This is a genomic window from Blastopirellula sediminis (genome assembly GCF_020966755.1).
Classification (GTDB): domain Bacteria; phylum Planctomycetota; class Planctomycetia; order Pirellulales; family Pirellulaceae; genus Blastopirellula; species Blastopirellula sediminis.
Genome location: NZ_JAJKFT010000004.1, coordinates 1,414,892 through 1,432,094, shown reverse-complemented (window position 1 = coordinate 1,432,094; position 17,203 = coordinate 1,414,892). Strand labels below are relative to the sequence as shown.

The 17,203-nt window shown below is 55.6% G+C and carries 9 protein-coding genes; 4 read left to right on the top strand and 5 right to left on the bottom strand.

All coding sequences use genetic code 11. The features are described 5' to 3' along the window. Positions 1-71: 71 nt before the first annotated feature. Positions 72-2,786: a caspase family protein gene (locus LOC68_RS09485; RefSeq protein ID WP_230218047.1), complete on the top strand. Its 2,715-nt coding sequence runs from the start codon at positions 72-74 to the stop codon at positions 2,784-2,786. Positions 2,787-2,865: 79 nt separating this feature from the next. Here the strand turns inward: LOC68_RS09485 and LOC68_RS09480 are convergent, their stop codons facing one another. Beyond that, a complete protein-coding gene (locus LOC68_RS09480) occupies positions 2,866-4,326 on the bottom strand; it encodes a hypothetical protein (RefSeq protein ID WP_230218045.1) in 1,461 nt (486 codons plus the stop codon). 435 nt (positions 4,327-4,761) lie between these two features. Here LOC68_RS09480 and LOC68_RS09475 point away from each other — a divergent pair, with 435 nt between their 5' ends. The 3 genes from LOC68_RS09475 (at position 4,762) to LOC68_RS09465 (ending at position 9,951) form a co-directional block, all read left to right on the top strand. Continuing rightward, positions 4,762-6,138 carry a hypothetical protein gene (locus LOC68_RS09475; RefSeq protein WP_230218043.1) on the top strand — a complete coding sequence of 459 codons (1,377 nt, stop codon included), beginning with the start codon at positions 4,762-4,764 and terminating at the stop codon, positions 6,136-6,138. 120 nt (positions 6,139-6,258) lie between these two features. Beyond that, positions 6,259-8,382, top strand: coding sequence for a vWA domain-containing protein (locus tag LOC68_RS09470; RefSeq protein ID WP_230218041.1), 2,124 nt, complete (start codon positions 6,259-6,261; stop codon positions 8,380-8,382). Positions 8,383-8,898: 516 nt separating this feature from the next. Next, positions 8,899-9,951 (top strand): hypothetical protein, encoded by a 1,053-nt coding sequence (locus LOC68_RS09465; RefSeq protein WP_230218039.1) that lies wholly within the window; start codon positions 8,899-8,901, stop codon positions 9,949-9,951. A gap of 99 nt (positions 9,952-10,050) precedes the next feature. Here LOC68_RS09465 and LOC68_RS09460 read toward each other — a convergent pair whose 3' ends face one another. The 4 genes from LOC68_RS09460 to LOC68_RS09445 are packed head-to-tail and all read right to left on the bottom strand — an operon-like array spanning position 10,051 to position 16,745. Then, complete coding sequence (locus LOC68_RS09460) at positions 10,051-11,319, bottom strand: DUF1501 domain-containing protein (RefSeq protein WP_230218037.1); 1,269 nt, start codon at positions 11,317-11,319, stop codon at positions 10,051-10,053. Between the two features lie 22 nt (positions 11,320-11,341). Beyond that, entirely contained in the window at positions 11,342-13,738 is a 2,397-nt protein-coding gene (locus LOC68_RS09455; protein WP_230218036.1) for a DUF1549 and DUF1553 domain-containing protein, read from the bottom strand. Positions 13,739-13,779: 41 nt separating this feature from the next. Further along, on the bottom strand, positions 13,780-16,362 hold the full coding sequence (locus LOC68_RS09450) for a M56 family metallopeptidase (protein WP_230218035.1): 2,583 nt from the start codon (positions 16,360-16,362) through the stop codon (positions 13,780-13,782). Next, positions 16,359-16,745, bottom strand: coding sequence for a BlaI/MecI/CopY family transcriptional regulator (locus tag LOC68_RS09445; RefSeq protein WP_230218034.1), 387 nt, complete (start codon positions 16,743-16,745; stop codon positions 16,359-16,361). The genes LOC68_RS09450 and LOC68_RS09445 overlap by 4 nt, the downstream gene beginning before the upstream one ends. Between the last annotated feature and the right edge of the window lie 458 nt (positions 16,746-17,203).

Sequence of the window (17,203 nt, the reverse complement as noted above, 5' to 3'; positions counted from 1 at the left end):
TTGCGGTAGCGACGAATCAGGGAGACAAGGATCGCTGGTATGTCGCGACTTACGATTTGACGAGCAAGCGTTTGGAGACTCGAAAACAGATTCATGTTGGTGCGGTACATGCGATCGCGAAGGCGCCAGATTCCGGCGTTTGGGCTTCGGCCGATCGTGCGGGCAATCTCTACTACTGGAGCGACGTTGGGTCGACCACGGCCCGTCTGTTACGAACAGGGCGAGTCGTCGCGACGCTCGCCTTCGCATCCTCCCAAAGGTTGTTTGTCACGACGATGAAAAACGAAACTGGCGACGCCTATGTTGAACTTTGGGATTTGAGCGGTCGTAGAAAGCTCGACGAATTGAAGCTGGCGACCGGCGATCATTTATTGGCGTCTGCCGTCAGTCCGGATGGAAGTTGCTTTGCGACTCCTTCCGACGATGGATCAATCTCCCTATTTCCCTTGAAGGACGACCAAGGGAATTTCCTGAGCCGTCCGTTTACCGACGGATCGCCGGTACCGATTGCCGGTAGTACTCGCAAGCTATATCGCGTCGCGTTCGATTCCAATTCGACGTACAGATTAGGAATGTCGACGATTCCAACGGAAGACTCCTGGGAAACTCTCGACGCCAAATTGACGCATGGATTCGACCTGAAAGAAGTCCAGATTTATGACCCGGCCGCCAATCTGGGAAAATGGCGTTCGGGAAGCGACAACGCGTCGAATTGGCGCGTCACCCGCTCCAATAGCGACTATTCGGTCGAATTGAGAAACGGCGCGGTGCGGAAGCTGATTCACCTAGACCCTTCTCTACAAGGCTTAGCGGAATGCTACGCCTGGATCTCAGACGCGACCGGCGCTCCGTACGCAATTGCAATTGGCACGTCGCAACACGGGATCTTCGTGTATTCCGTCAGCGTCGCCAACGAATGTCGGCTGCTGCGACACTTTCGTGACCATTATGGCCAAGTTACGTCGCTCTGCGTTTCCGCCGATGGACGCTACCTGGCTTCCGCTTCGGTCGATGGTTCGGCGAAAATCTGGAGCCTCAATGGATTGAATGCGCCGGGAAGAGAGTTTAGCCAGGAAGCAGGTTGGGGCGCCGTTTTTCGGAAAAAGGGCGCCAATACCCTTACGGTCGGCGGCGTCGATTCCGCTGGAATCATCGCTCGTCGAGGAATTAATCCGGGTGATGAAATTCTGAAAGTCGTCTACGAAGGGAATGGGGGATTCGCAGAAGCAAATACTGCTGACGGGATGTTTCGCGCTCTCGAAAATACGAAGCTGTGGCAAACGGTGATTCTGTCGGTCCAGAAGCCAGGCGATCGGCGATCGCAGGCAATCCTGTTAAAACCTGCATGGGAGCCGGTCGCCAGTCTCGTGTTGGACAATCGTAACGAGTGGGTAATGTGGACGCCCCAGGGATTCTACAACGCGTCCGCCGGGGGCGACGAGCTTATCGGCTGGATACTGAACGACAAGCACGACCATCCTGTAGCCCGCTTTTTTCAAGCTGACCGATTTCGTCGGGAACTCGAAAAGCCGGAGGTAATGAAGAACCTTTTGACGGCGCGAAGTTTACCAGCCGCTTTTCAAACGGCCAAGCAACAACTTCCGACCGATTTGCAAGACGGAGTGTCGCCGGTCGTGAAGCGTCTGCCGCGAGTCGAAATCGAAAGTCCCTTGCCGAACGAGCAACTTGCCTCCGGGAGAACGATCGAAGCGAAAGCGAACTTTGTGTTCACCAATGAGGAGGATATCGACAACTACGAACTGGCGCTTTATGTGAACGGCATACCGGCTCAGAAGCCCAAAAAGAAGGACATCCATGGAAATGTCGTAACGCTAACCTGGAATGTGGTTCCCCCCAATGAAAGAAATCTCGTGCGGGTCGTTGCGTCGCAAAAGTCGGGCAACTCGGTTGGCGATTATTCCGATGCCCGAGTCTCGGTTCGGGCGAAGACCACACCGTACAAGCCGAATCTCTACTACGTCGGCATCGCCGCAAACGACTACCCCGGCCGTTTAAAGCTGGAGTATTGTCGGGATGACGTTAGCGATGTATTGGGGCTGCTCCAGGGGGGAGCGACGCGTCACTTCAGACTAGCGCAAGATAACATCTCATTGATGTTTGATCAAAAAGTGACGAAGGAGTCGATCGATCAACTTCCTGACCAATTACAGTCGCAGTTTCAGTCGATTGATCCGCGCGATGTGCTGATCGTATATGTCGCGGGGCATGGCGCAACCAAGGTCGCCAACCGAGAAAATCCGGAATACTACTTCATAACGATCGATGCGATTGAAAATACGGGAAACGCAAATGGCGCTCGTGCGGCGGCCGGTTTGGATCATTCGATTCCATGGTCGACTATCCGTCAAATCGCCGATTTGCCATGCCGCAAAATCTTTATGATCGACACATGCTTTGAGGCGGACACTCCTCGTCTGAAAGCAAGCGATATGGCGAAAACCGCGGACAGCCTTAAATACGCCGTTCGTCCATTGCGTCAACGAGAGACGATGGTCATTACCGGTTGTAGTCTTGGACAGTCTTCGTATCAATCGAAGGCGTTCGCTCATGGACTCTTCACGCAAGCGGTGCTCGAAAGTCTACAAGGATTCGCCGACGGACATGGAGACTCGCAAAACAAGGATCGCACCATCGAACTTCGCGAATTGACGAACTATGTCCTCACGCGCGTTCCTTCCCTTGCCGAAGCCGCTGAGACCAAGGGACGACAAACTCCCACGGTCAGCAATACCGAACTAGGTTACCTGCCGCTGGTCGACTACTAAATCCAAATAAAGAGCCCCTCGATAACCGGCAAGTCATCGAGGGGCGCAATGCGTCTAAGATCCTGATTTCTAACTTTGCTTAGAAGCGGAAGTTGTATTGCAGGGCGAGTTCTACATCAGGAAAATCGCCTCTCGTGTTAAACATTGGGACTTCCCAGTTGTCGTCGACCAACTTGGTGACAGCGGCGAAGGTCACTGTCGAATGGGCTCCCAACATCACGTGGGTACCCGCCGTCAAATTCAACACGTCGTAACGGCCAAAGGGGTTCGTCACGACTTCCTCCATGACGGAATCATAGACGACGTCCGAGTCTTGCAACGCAGTCGTATAGTGCAGCTCGATCAACGGCGTCACGCGAGTCAGAAACGACGCATTCGGATTTACGTAAAGATCGCAGAGCAATGCAAAGTCCGCGTGCATCACCGTTTGATCTTGGTAAACGCCAGAAGTCCCATCGTAAACGGTGTCTACGCGGCTACCGTTAACATCGCAGTCGAGCGACAAATAGGAAATCGTGTACCAAGCGGATTCAGCATCGTGGTGGTACATACCAAGGAAAGGAATCAAGTGTACGGAATCGTTGTTGTAGCGCACTAAGGGGCTACCATTGAACCAAAGCGTCGCGTCGTTTGCTGTGGGAAGTGAAACACCCAGTCCGAGGGAATATAGCGTGCTGGAATTCTGGTAGAGCACAACCTTCGGAGTCACGGTGATATTGCCAAAAGCCGATCCTGCGGAGGGAACGCCGTAGACCTGGTCGGGCGCCATACCTGCCGCAAAAGGAGCTCGGAATTCAATGGATGCGGTACGATCCGCATTCGCCTTTTCGAATCCGAAGACGAACCGATTTACGTCCATAAATCGCTGCACGCCATCGATATTCGTAGGCTGCAACGCGTTATCGAAATGATGGTAGCTAAAGAAAAATCGCGTCTGAGGAACTGGCGAAGAGTTTTCAGACGGTTTGAATATGCGATCGCCAGCTCCAACCGGGACGGTTGAATAGCCAACAATATCGTCATAGTAATCATAGAGTGGAAAAGCTGCACCAGATCCAAAGAGATCCCCAACCATCGTCTGGCTTAAAGGCTGTGACGTGTTCGCCACAGTATCGTAGTTTGTGTAATTCTGTACTGGCGATTGCGTGTCATATTGGTCGACGATGCGATCTTCAATGGGATTTCCCATCCCATTGTCGGCCGAGCCCATATCACCTTCCATGTCTCCGACTTTGCCAGTGACCGGCGGCGGAGTGGGAGCGATTGGATAGCAATCGCAACCGCCGCGGCGACGGCACAGGGGGCAGACGGCGGCGGCGTTGTAAGACGCGGGAGCGATCATTGCAGGTTTCAATTCCTGCGCCGGAGCTTCCCCCATCATGGCTGCGAGCAATGCTGCCGCACCGGCAGTCTTGGTGAGCCATCGCTCGATTGAGCTCCGAGTCAGAAATCCTTGGCGATCCATGCTTGCACTTTCTCCTAACGGCTTCATGCCGACAGACTGGGTTGGAAAGTGGAACGAGCGTTCATGGCGGGACATGTTTGAACACCGATCCGTCACAAGATATTTCGGCGCGCGGCGTCCCCTGCATTAAGGGTAGTCGGTCCGTAATCCAGAACTTCCGGAAGTTTCCCAACTCCCCAGTGTAGTTAGTGGGTTAACGGTTTTGCGGAGGACTATAACGACGGTGACGATTACCCCGGCGGGCGGGGCCAGACGATCGTTTTGCTCCCTAACTCCAGTAAAATCGTGAAATTGCCCTGGAAATCTCCGCTGATGGGCATAGACTCAACTCTTACCCCCAGGAATAACCACTTCGTGAATCCCCCCTGGCGGTGATGCATCTAGGTGAATTTATGGGATGATGATTTTTTCGCCCAAGGTGTCTCATTCCAATCTCTTTTGCCCATTCAAAAGTAGTTCACCACCGTGAACATTGAGCAAACGGTCAGCTTTTCGGGAGTATGTAGTCCAATGAAGACGTTAATTGCAGCTTGCCTGTCGCTGGTCATCGGCGGAGTCGCCATGGCTGATGAGGCGAACGAAATCGCGAAAGCGATGGTAGATAAGGGGTATCGGCGGGTCGCTGTTATGCCAAACGTCGTTAATCGTCGTGGCGACATCGAATCAAACACCGGCGAATTAGGCGCCCGCGGGGCCGTAATGAGCCAAGAACTTTACAAGAAGCTGGTTAGTGCCTCGAACCAAGGCGCCTATCGAGGCAAGTTTCAGGTCGTCCAAGAGCGTAGCCTTCGCTCTGCGATTAAGGCCCGCGGCGGTTTGGATATCGCGGACCCAGATGATCTTAAGGACATCTCGAAGAAACTCGGGCTCGACGCGATCGTAACTTTGACGCACGACGAAGTAGCGAACCTGAACCAGATTAGCGTTATCGAGGGCAACAATCCCCAACACGATTTCATCAATGCGGAAATGATCGACGCGAGCGATAACTCGTCGGCCTATTCGCAGGATTTCACTGACACTCGCACCTTGAGCAAGATGGCTTATGGCGGAGCAAGTTGGCAGTTGCGGCACTGGGAAAATGGAAAACTGGTCAACGACGGGATCGATCTCGAAGGAGCCAAAGCGTTCGGACAAGGCTATCGCTGGGAAGAATGGCAATACGCTCGCATTAAGGACGAGTTGGAACATCCGCAGGATATCGCCGACTTTCCCTACATGCTAAAGGTGATCGTCGATGGGCAAGAGCGTCAGCCGCAACCCGTCTACGGCATTCAAGGCAAGCAGTATGTGGTCGAACTAAACCCGGACGAGACATATCAACTGAAAGTTGAGAATCAAGGGGACGAACCGATCTTCATGCTCCTCTACGTTGACGGCGTCAACACGATCGACAAGGTGCGTGCAGAACCAGAAGACACGGAAGTGTGGCGACACTGGTATGTTGAGGGAAACAGCGGCAGCCGCAAAATCCTTGGCTGGCACGTGATCGAACGAGATAACAACGATCGTCCAACCTCGACCCAGTACTACGACGAATTCAAGATCGTACCAAGTTCTGAGTCGGTTGCGGCTTCGCTCGGCGCATCGAAGGAAATCGGCATGATTACTGCGATCTATTACACCGTTGGCATGGACGGCATTGATCTGCCGGATGATGACGAATTGAAAGATCGCGGCCTTCCCCAGGCCGAATTCGGCACCGGTACCGGCGAACGCAAGGACAAGACGCTGGAATTTCCGATGAAAGGGAAGAAGACCCGCGGAATTATTCTGGGCGCCCAGACGCTGTATTACCGCACCGGGGAGCAAATCCAGGACATCTTGAACGGCAACGCGGAAGAAGACCTGGCGATGACTCCGCTGGACGCGAAAAAGATTGACTAACGTCCGACCTCGAAGGTCAGGCGTGATCGGCGGCGTCGCCGATCACGCCGCTGGCTGAACACGACGCCACGTAATTCCGCTTCGACCAATTCAAACTGCTGCGAAATCAGGGTAAGTAAAATGTGCATTCGCAACCTTAAAGCGACGATTTGCCTGCTGCTGACGACGACGCTGGTCGCTTGCCTGCAGACGCCTGGCGCGGCGAAGGAAAAATCGAGCGGGGTCAACGCCGGCGCCGTCTTGAGTTCGGTATTCGACGTCTCCCGCTCGGCCCGCATCAAGTCGCGCAGCTTGATGCAACGAAGTTTTCTGGACAATGTCGGCACGCGCGAGCAGCGACTGCAAATCGCCTTCGTCATCGACGGGACCGACAGCATGGGACAGGACATTCAAGGAGTGCTTGGTTCGCTTCCGAATATGGTCAGCGATTTGCAGCGCCACAAAGACGATCAAACGCTGATCTCGTTCGGCCTGGTCGTTTATCGCGACGTCAACTCGCGGTCCGGCGCCGTGACGCTGCCGATTGGCGGTCAGTTTACCAGCGACATCGACGTGTTGAAGAAAGCCTTGGCCGTCACGGCTACCGAGTCGGGAGAACCTTACTTTGAAGAGGCCGTTGATCTCGGCCTGAACGACGCGTTCAAGTCGCTGGCCTGGGACACCACGCCAGGCGTTTTGCACTGGGTGATTCTCTTCGGCGACGCTCCTCCGTATCCGGTCGGTTTCAACAAAAACGGCGCCAAGCGCGTTTACTCGGATGACGATCTGATCAAGCAAGCGAAAGGATTGGATGCAACCATTCACAGCATCCTTTGCAGCAGCGGTTTTCAGAACAACAACGGGAAAAACGAGAAGCTGAAAACTTCCTATGAAACGGCGGCCGTAAAGGCGACGCGTCCTTTCATGAGCGTCCTCTGCTCGAAGACCGGCGGCGTCTTCCTCGATCTCAGCCAAGACGACGTCGTTAAGACGATGCTTGCGGAAGCCGAACGGACCGAGGTCCCCTACACGAAGATGGACGTCATTACGAAAGACGACCTGCTCGCCGCCAAAAGTGGGCAAAAAGTAGGATTGGAAGTCGCTCCCGTCAGCGTCGCCGTCTTGCCCCACACTTCGTTGGAAAAAATGAAGTTCGACGCCGATATGCCCGAGGTCCAAATCGCGACCATGATCCAGGAAAAGCTGCGTCTGATTCCTGACTTGGAAGTCAAAGACCCCAGCTCGGTGGCGAAAGCGTATAAGTCGATCGCATCGTTAAATCTGAACGATGGCGAGGCGATGCAAAAGCTGGCCAACGATCTCCGCGTCGACTACGTGATTTGGGGAGAAGAAGGAAACCAAGGGGGAGAGTCGCAATTGAAGTCGTCGCTTTTTCGACGGCTCGACAACCAGGCGTTGGCCGAAGCCCAGGCCGTTGGAGCGGCGATGCAGAGCGCTCCTCCGACCAACGATACGGCGATGAATAGCTTGATTCAGACCGTCACCGAAAAGCTGCTGAAGTCGGCCAAGGGAGAACTCGACGCGCTGGGGGTCAATGACGGCATGGCCGAAGCGTATGACCGCTTGGACCAGGACGAAAACATGGCCAAAGCGTTTTCGGCGCCCCTTTCCGAGAATCTTCGCGCCTCGCGAGAAATCTTGTCGGGGCTCGGACAACTCGAGCAAGCCTTGGCCTTCAACCTTGGCGACCCGCAGGCGAAGCCTTACTTGGATCGGGCGGAACGAAAATTTGGCTCGGCGCTGATTTACGATCCGGAAAACGCGATGGCTCACGCCTGGCTCGCGTCAGCTCAATTTAACCTGGCCGGCCAGGATGGCGGCGAAAAATACGCCGACGCCTACCGCGAGTCGCTGGAAAAAGCGAATGAGTGCAAAGCGAATTTGATTTACGAACCTTACCAGCAGCTGATCGAAGCTCAGTATTCGCTTGTCGTCGCCAAAGACGCCGCGCGAGCGATCGAAGTTTACGAAGCGCTGCTGAGCGAAAAGACGGATCAGTTGGAACTGGGTTTGAAATCTCACTGGATGCTGGCCGGGATTTATGCTGGTGATTGGGGCGTCGACATGCAATTTGTCGATCCCGTCAAATCCCGCGAGCATATCGTTCAAATCCTCGCCAACTGGGCCAATAGCCGGGAAGCGGAGTATTTGAAAAGCGTATTACGGTGGGATGACGAAGAAGGAACCCGACATCCAAATTTGCCGCTGGAGAATTATGCAAAATCAAATGTCATGGAAGATTAGTTCGTAGTAGACTTCTCGACATCGCGGGGTTTCGTCAGCGTCATCTACTCCGCGTATTAGTTATCGACGCACGCTAACGGCACGGGACAAACGCCTCGCAATCGTATGAAACGGCGCATCAAGACGCTCGCCCATGGGAAAGCGAGCACCGCCGGTTGCCAGTAGCGGAAACCCCAAGGCTGAAAAGTTCTAACTGGTTTCTGAAAACTCCACTTGAACCCTGGTTCAGCAAATGAAGCCGAACCAGGGTTTTTTCGTGCGCTCGCTGAGGCAGGGATAGACGTGCGTCGTTTTGTCCCACGAACTCGCAACGGTTTGCGAGGACGCGGCTGAAGGGGTCAGGTCACCGAAGTTTACGCAATTGAATGCGATGATTGGCAATGTTTCGCGAATCGTCGTAGACTGTGTCTGTCACACAGTTTCAAGTGAAAAAGGCAGGGCTTCCTGGGTTGCCTCCTGTTTTTTCAGCAGTCTGGCCAAGCAAAGGTCATTGGAATGATCCGTAAAAGAGAATATATGCGAACCGTCATCACGCTTTGTTTACTGGCAATACCTGTCAGCGGCGCGTCGCTTCTGGCCGTTGAACCTTTAAATAAGGTGGGCCTGGTCGCGCCCTTCAGTGTGGATATCGATGATGCCGGGCAGATCTATGGCGTCGAGTTCATGGATCCCCACCGCGTGTTCCAAATTGACGCCAAAGGGGAGCTGAGCTTTATCGCCGGGGCTACCGGTACAGCGAAAAACAACGCCGAGCGCGCTCGGGAAGAACCAGATCCGCGAAAAGTTACTTTCACGGCGATGCATGACATCGTGCTCGGCCCTAACGGCAGCCTGTTCATTGCCGATACTCTCAACTACCGCGTCCGTAAACTGGACATGGCGAAGGGCCAACTCTCAACAGTCGCGGGCACGGGCGAGAAAGGCTTTTCCGGCGACGGCGGTCCTGCGGTGGAGGCCAAACTGGGCGGCATCTTCTCGCTCTCCTTTGGTCCGGAATTCAAGCGATTGTATCTGACCGATCTGGGGAATCGTCGTATCCGTGTCGTGGATATGGAAACAGGCCGAATCGACACCTTTGCGGGCAATGGTGAAGACGCCGTATCAGAAGATGGCGCGCTGGCCGCGAAGTCCTCGCTTAGGGACCCACGAGCCGTGTTGGCCGATCGCAAGGGAAATGTCTACATCCTCTCGCGAAATGGGAACTCACTTGCGGTAGTGGATACGAAAGGTCGCATCCGAACCGTAGTGAACGCCTCCGGGAAGAAAGGCTATTCCGGTGATGGCGGGCCGGCGATTGAGGCCAAAATGAATGGCCCGAAACATCTAGCGATTGACCCGAAGAATCGTGTGATCATCGCTGATGCAGAGAATCACGTGATCCGCCGCTACGATCCCGATACCGGATTGATTGAACGACTGGCGGGAATTCCTGAGAGCCAAGGATCTACCCTTACGGACGATCCCTTGACCTCACAATTGGCGCGGCCTCACGGGGCGAGGGTGAAGGATGGCTGGCTCTACATCGCCGACAGCTATAACAACCGCGTTCTTCGCTTTGCCTACGAGTAACGGCAATGTTTTTCCAAACTGCCTGAAACTCGTTCATTTTCGTTGCTTGGCAGGGCCAAGTTGAAGAAGTAGTTCCAGCGTCGATTCGTCGCTGGACGACTACGTCAGCAAGTTGGGAATCACCGAACCATCGCGAACGAGCGTAATGGGTCTCCCCACGTTCGCTTCGTACTCGGTCTTGGGATTGATACCGATGCTTTGGAAGAAGGTGGCGGCAAGGTCGTCTGGGCTAAAGCCTTCGTGTAAGGGGCCTTGGGCTTTGTCGTCGGTCGCCCCCAGGACTTGCCCGGTGCGGACGGAGCTTCCGGCCATGAGGCTGCACATCGCTCGCGCCCAATGGTCTCGACCGGCGTTGTTGTTGACCTTGGGCGTACGACCGAATTCGCCGGTGACGAGAATCGAAGTTGTATCCAAGCGGCCGCTCTCTTCCAAGCGATCGAACATCGCCGCTAGGCTTTGATCGAATTTCGGGAGCAGTTCTCTGCCGAGTTGGGTGAAATTGTCTTGATGCGTATCCCAACCCTCCAGCAGTACGGTCACAAATCGAACGCCTGCTTCTACCAGCCGCGTCGCCAGCATCATGCTTTGTCCGTAATCGTGCCGGCCAAAGCGGTCAACTTCGCGATCCGGTTCCAGGGACAAATCGAACGCATCCCGCGACCGCTTGGAAGCGATGATTTGGTACGCTTGCTCCGAGAAACGATTCAAACCGCGGACAGAATCGTCTAACGACTCGAAGCCCGCGAAAGCGGTATCGATGTCCCCTAACAACTCCTTGCGCGAGTTAAACTTCTCCAGCGTAAGCGAACCGTCCAGCGTGATGCCCCGCACGCGGAAGGGATGTCCGTGTTGCGGTTTTTCTCCGGTAGAGAGCGGTCCGAACTCGGCGCCCAAGTAGCCGGGCCCTTCGACCGGCCGGTCAATCGAAACGAAGGAGGGAATGTCAGGACGTGAGGAAAACTCTTTGCTGACCACCGATCCATACAGCGGATAATTGACCACCGGCGTCGGTAGATTTCCGGTCATGAGATAGCGCGTTCCCAAGCCATGATCGGCCAGACTGTGCGTGACGCCGCGAATCAAAGCATAGCGATCGGCATGACGAGCGAGCCGTGGCAAGTGCTCGCAGATTTCGATCCCCGGCACCGAGGTTTTGATCGGACGGAACTGTCCTCGGTACTCTGCAGGAGCGCCCGGCTTGAGATCAAACGTATCTTGGTGGGCGGGGCCGCCCATCAGAAACACCAGAATCGCCGATCTTCCCAGATCGGGATTGCCGGTCGCCGCTTGAAGCTCCAGGTATTGGCTCAGCGTCAAGCTGGCGCCCAATGCCCCCACCTTCAAAAAACTTCGTCGCGATAGCGTCATTTTCGAGCCTCTGAGGATTGGGCTACTTGTTGAGGATGTACTCTTTGGTGTTCAGGAGCGCCCAAAGCAGGTCACGCATCCCATCCACGGTCGACTCGGCGGAGCTGAGATGCTGGAGCGCCCGCGTCTCTTCGTCCGGACTTGGGAGGCGACAAACCGTTCTCAGCCACGCCTCGCGCACCAGCGCCGGGTGATCCGCCTTGGTCAAGCTCTCTTCTTGTCGCGAGAGTTCTTCCAGCCAGCCGCTCCCTTCCAGACGTTGGTCGATCAGGGGATCGTTCTGGAGGAAGATCGACTGCAACAGGGTCGATTGGTTCGACCGTTCGCAGTCGCAATTGACGGCGCGATCGGGCTTGCCAAATACCTGCATCGCGTACGTGCCGGCCAGACGCATCGAGAGATGCCCAATCGCGCGGCGCGACAGATCGGTTCGCACCTCTTGTTGCTGATCGCTGGCGGCAAGGGATTGTTTGACCGAGTCATAGACGATTTCGGCCGGCAGTCGCCGCGGAATCGCACGGCTGAAGTTGCGCCGGTCTTCTTCGTTCGTTTCATTCGGCTTCCAACTCCGCTGATACGCGTCGCTGGACGCAATCGTGCGATGGAGCCACTTCATGTCGTAACCGCTTTCGACAAAGCCCTGCGTCAGCCAATCGAGCAGCTTCGGGTGGCTGGGAGGATTGGCTGGATTTAGATCATCCGGAGGATCGACGATTCCGACATGAAAGTAACCGGCCCAGACGCGGTTCACGAAAGCCTTGGCGAAATACGAATTCTCCGGTTCGAGCATCCACTCCATGATCGGCGTGCGCGGATCAAGCTCTGGCGCAAGGGAAATCTTTCTGCTTCTGAGCAAGTCCAGATTAACCTCCGAGTTGCGGTCGGCGACATAAAGTTCACGCCAAGGAATGACTCGTCCCTTCCGTGCATGACGCAGGACGTCGTCACGAATCGGAGCCCCATTTTTGTCCGACACATTCAAGCCCACCGTCTTGGCGATCTCGCGATAGCGGTTTTCGTCTGGCGACTGGACGCCAAACTTGATCGGCTCAAAAAAGCGGGCAAACTGCTTGAAGTCATCCTGGGTCCAGGGAGCGAACGGGTGCTTATGGCACTGGGCGCATTGCAGTCGAACGCCCAGGAAATTGTGGGCGAACGCCTGAGCGGCGTCCTCCGGCTTCTGCATGCTGCGACGCGTCCAATAATGCGGCATGAACTCGCGATCGGCGAAATCTTGCGGGTCTTGCTCGCGATAGTAACTCGACATTTCGCGGGCATATTCCTCGTACGACTGCCCCTGTTGACGACCTTCGGCCAGAACGATGCGTCTCACCAATTCGTCATAGGGAGCGTTCTCCAGCAACCGCTTGTAGGTCCACATGTACCACTGGACCGAGGTCTCCTGCCCCAGTTCGGCTTGCTGCTGCGGGTTGCATCCCGAGAAGTCGCACAGCTTGTTCGCCCACCATGCCGCGTAGGCAGGCCGATTCAAGAGTTCATCAATCTTCCGCTGTCGCTTTTCAGGACTCGCGTCGGCCAGAAAGCGAGTCACTTCGTCAGGCGTCGGCAGCGTTCCGGTGAGATCGATGCTCACGCGGCGAAGAAATTCGGCGTCGGTGCAAATATCCGAAGGGATAATCCCAAGCTTATCCAGCTTTTCATTGACAAAATAATCAATCCCCGGCGCGAGCGTTTGATGGGACGAAAGCTTGAGCGACGCGTCTCGCGGACGCATCACCGGCACAGCGGCGATTCCATTGTCGTAAAAGACGACGACATGGGTGTCGCCCACGCCCTGTGAGGTCATGACCCCACTTCCGTCGACCGATACGACCGAATCGTCATTCGTGCGAAAGCGGCAAAGCTCCGTCACGTTTTCACGATCGCCATTCTCCCAAACGGCGATCACCTGAAGCGCCGCGGAAGCTCCGTTGGAATGAAAGACCACTTCGTCAGGCGTCACTTCCAGCCGCGACAGTTTGCTCGGGACAGCAATCCCCTTTGCGCCAGACTCGATCCAACGCTGAAGTAGTCCGTGCTCCCAAGAGCCAACTTCAAATCGTCTGCCCCCTTCGTGGTCGATCTGGAGCGTCCCCTTTTGAAGCACGAGACTATCAGCCGCATGCGCCCGATCAATTCGATCGTCGGCCGTCAATCCGGCCAGGTCCATGCGAAAGTCAAATCCAAACAGCGATAGCCGGAAACCTCCTTGTCCCTGAAACGAACCGTGACACGACCTTCCGTTGCATCCCAACCGACCTAACAGCGGAATCACGTGACGCTGAAAATCGGGGACCTGCGAAGGGTCTTTGAAGAACGGCTGATCGCCTTTCGCCGGAAGCGTCTCGGATCGAACCGATTCCAAGGCGCCCGCCAACAAGCAGACGATTCCAACAAAGGCGACCAGCAAACGCTTCATACGACCGGCTCACAGGTTCGAGTAATATCAGCGACGAATTCCTAGTCGACCTTCTTGACGCCCTCAATCACGGTGAGGTTGTCGGTCAGCATCACTGGATGCTCGGCGCCAAACTGAATTACGTCCCCTTCTTTGAGGTCGTAGAACGCTTCTTTGCGTTGCCAAAAGCCGGAGAGCACGACAGTTTTGCCGACGATTGACTCGGCGTTTTTCGCACGGTTTTGTTCGAAGGTCCGAACCACTCCGGTGACTTCAATTTTCAGGTCGAGCATCTTATCGTCTTTCTTGACGACCTTCCCTTTCAACAGCCCCTTGAAGCCTCGGAACGCTTCGGGAAGTTCGGGATAGTCGCCTGGCTCGACCGGCGCGACCTTGCGCAGAACCTCGCCGACGCGGATTTCACCTTCTCCATTGTCCAACGCGCCGAATTCGAGCGTATCTCCGATTCGAGCGACGACGAGCGTGTCTAACAAGTTGCTGTGGACGCCGCTCGCATCGACCGTCTTGCCGATCAGACCTTTCGGATTGCGCGCCTGGTTGTTACGCCAAACCCGCGGCACCGCATCGACGACGATCGAGAACGTTCCGCGTTCGCTATCCTTGGCGGTCAACTTGCCGACCAGCAGACCGCGGAAGCCGCGTTGTCCGTCAGTGCGTTCCATCTTCGGTTCCGGGGCTTCCATCTCCGCGTCGGGAGCGCTGGTTAGCGAATCAACCTTCCGGACCCCTTCGGCGACCGTCAGATGATCGCTCTGCCGGCCGATGTGCTGCATGCCGACTTGAATACGATCGCCAACCTTCAGGTTGTGATACGCTTCGCGACGATTCCAGAAACCGGCCAGCATCAGCGTTTTGCCTTCGATGCTTTCCGGATTCTTGGCGCCATTTTCATTCCAGGTCTTCGCGACCTTGGCGACCTTGATGATCAACTCAAACGTTTCGGGGTCTTTTTGTACGACATCGCCGACGACTTCCCCGCGAAATCCTCGAAATTCTTCCGGCAAAACCGGATAGTCTTCCACCTTGTAAGGAGCGACCTTGCGGAGCAGTTCTCCCGGAAAGACAAGACGTTCGCCGTCATGCTTGCACTCGAACTCGACCGTTTCGCCCGGCCGCAGGACGACGAGCACGTCCAGGAACTTGCCGGCCACGCCGCTCACTTCGATCGTCTTTCCGACGATTGACTTCGGGTTCTCGGCGCCATTATTTTTCCAAACGCGCGGGATCGCGTCGACCTGCACGACGAACGTCCCCCGTTCGACATCCTTGGCGGCTAATCTTCCCACAACCATACCGCTGAACTTGCGGATGCCAGCAGGCAACTCATCAGGAGACGTTTGCAGAGCAACCGCTTCACGTTCGGCTTGGGGCGATTTCGGCTCTTCAGCGGCCAGCGGAGAGGTGAGGCCGACGAGAACAGCCAGAGTGAGAACCTGATTTCTCATGGAGAGGGTCCTGGTATCTAAGTGGGAAGAGTGGGAGACCGCTTTCGGAATGATCAAAAACAAGCAGATCATTCCCACGGCGAGACAAGCAAGAATTCGATTCCAGCTGCTGCGGCTGGGATTTTCGTGGCTGCGAGTTAGTAGTTCCTCAACGCGTAGTCCCAGTTCCGAACGGTAAGTCGCCATTCCGGTCGCCAGGATCGAGTTTTGCGGCTTGCAGTTGGCGATCGCGCGTCGTTCGCCAATGCTTACCAGGCACTTGGCGAGCGAAACGCCGTCTCCCAACGTGCGAGCGGCGAAGCGATCGGCGACATATTCCATTTCCTTGCGGACTTGTCGGCAGACGAGACGGTTCAGCGGCTGCCAGGGAATGAGCCCTACCACCAGGTGCGCGATCAAAGTCCAGATGGCGTCCCCCTGGGCAACATGCGCGAGTTCATGTCCTAAGATCGCTTCGGCGTCTCGGTAACGGTTCTCATGCGAGCTGCTGTTCGAGAAGGCGAGTTCACGTTGCCAATCTTCTGGCAGCAGAATAAACGACCTCCAGACGCCGCCGGTGATGGGACTGTCGATCTCGGTCGAGAGATACAAATCGACCGTGCGTTGTATTCCCATCGCCGCTTGAATCTTGCCGAGGGAAGCGTTCAGGTAACTGCCGGTCAATTTCCGGGCTCGTTGTTTCAGTCGTTCAAGCCGTACTGCCTGGAAGCCGAGCCGCCCAAAGAAACCGCAGACGATCGTTCCCCATAGCAGCCAAACGGCATCCTGCCACCGGATCCAAGGTTTCGTCGTCCCGATCTTTGCTGAGTAATCAACTCGCTCGGCCGACGAGTCCATACGGCTCATCTCGGCAGAATCGAACGAGTTGTTCTCTATCGGAAGAGAAACAAGGTCGGGTCGATCTAGAATCGCGGTCGCGTCTCCCCCTTCGGAAAGCGTCGCGACGCTCGCTGCAGCGTCATGAATCGCCCAACGGAAACCGAAGTGTGGAAACGCACTTGTCGATACGACCAGCGCCGACGCAAAGGGAAGTACGAGCGCCGCCTTCCAGGCAAAAATCCGAATCTCGGGGCGAAAGCTGCTCGCCCAGAAGTGCAGAATCCCCCAAGCGGCGAGCACGAACGCAGTTGAATGAATCAGGTAGGTGACGAAGAAAGCGAGCAAGGTCGATTCGATCATCGAGAATCTCCTCGTTTTTGCTCGGCTTCATGCTTGCGAAGCAATTCCTTGATTCGCTGCAGTTCCGACGAATCGATACTCTCGCTTTCGAGCAAGTGATTCACTAATTCGGCCGGACTCCCCCCAAAGACCCGCGCGATCACATCGCCGATCATCGACTTGCCGGCGCCATCTCTGGTCACGGCCGGCTGGTAGAAATAGACGCGATCTTCGACGCGATGCGTGACCAGCCCCTTCTTCTCCATCCGCGAAAGTACGGTCGCGACGGTCGAATAGGCGAGATCACGCTCGACGTCGAGCGCCGCCTGAACATCGGCAACGGTCGCTTCCCCCCGTTCCCAGAGAATATTCATAATTGCCAGCTGACGGCCGCCTAATTTCACGATCGACTCCTGTTCTCCGCCTGAGTATTACAAATGTAAAACTACAGGTTGTAGTAGAACCCGTCAACATTTTTTTGGGGCGGACGAGAAAAATCTTTCGGCGAGTGGGCTGCCCCCTAAATTCCCCGATCCCAGCGGCCCTGGCGAGTCGGCCTACAGCGGGCGATTCGCGTTCAAGCGCTCCGTCGGAACTCTACGTGGCGCCGGTGGGTTGATCGCAACGCAGGGGGCTGAAATCTCACCTTTTCGACCGGAAGCTACTTCCGGTTCGCGCTCGCGTTGCCAGCGGGAAACTCATTGCCTGACGTCGATGTTATTGCAACGCACCGAGAACAGCGATCGACTCCTTATCCTCCTTTGATCAACGCATGAAGGCCGGGCGCCATTCGCCGCGAACTCGGCCCTCTCCCATGTAAGGTCGATCCGGATGGAAATCGTAGTTTTTTCCTGCAGCCGAT

What these genes read in the sequence shown, in the direction of transcription:
- LOC68_RS09470 (WP_230218041.1), top strand. Translation starts at nt 6,259, where the DNA reads ATGTGCATTCGCAACCTTAAAGCGACGATTTGCCTGCTGCTGACGACG.
- LOC68_RS09465 (WP_230218039.1), top strand. Translation starts at nt 8,899, where the DNA reads ATGCGAACCGTCATCACGCTTTGTTTACTGGCAATACCTGTCAGCGGC.
- LOC68_RS09475 (WP_230218043.1), top strand. Translation starts at nt 4,762, where the DNA reads ATGAAGACGTTAATTGCAGCTTGCCTGTCGCTGGTCATCGGCGGAGTC.
- LOC68_RS09450 (WP_230218035.1), bottom strand. Translation starts at nt 16,362, where the DNA reads ATGATCGAATCGACCTTGCTCGCTTTCTTCGTCACCTACCTGATTCAT.
- LOC68_RS09480 (WP_230218045.1), bottom strand. Translation starts at nt 4,326, where the DNA reads ATGTCCCGCCATGAACGCTCGTTCCACTTTCCAACCCAGTCTGTCGGC.
- LOC68_RS09455 (WP_230218036.1), bottom strand. Translation starts at nt 13,738, where the DNA reads ATGAAGCGTTTGCTGGTCGCCTTTGTTGGAATCGTCTGCTTGTTGGCG.
- LOC68_RS09460 (WP_230218037.1), bottom strand. Translation starts at nt 11,319, where the DNA reads ATGACGCTATCGCGACGAAGTTTTTTGAAGGTGGGGGCATTGGGCGCC.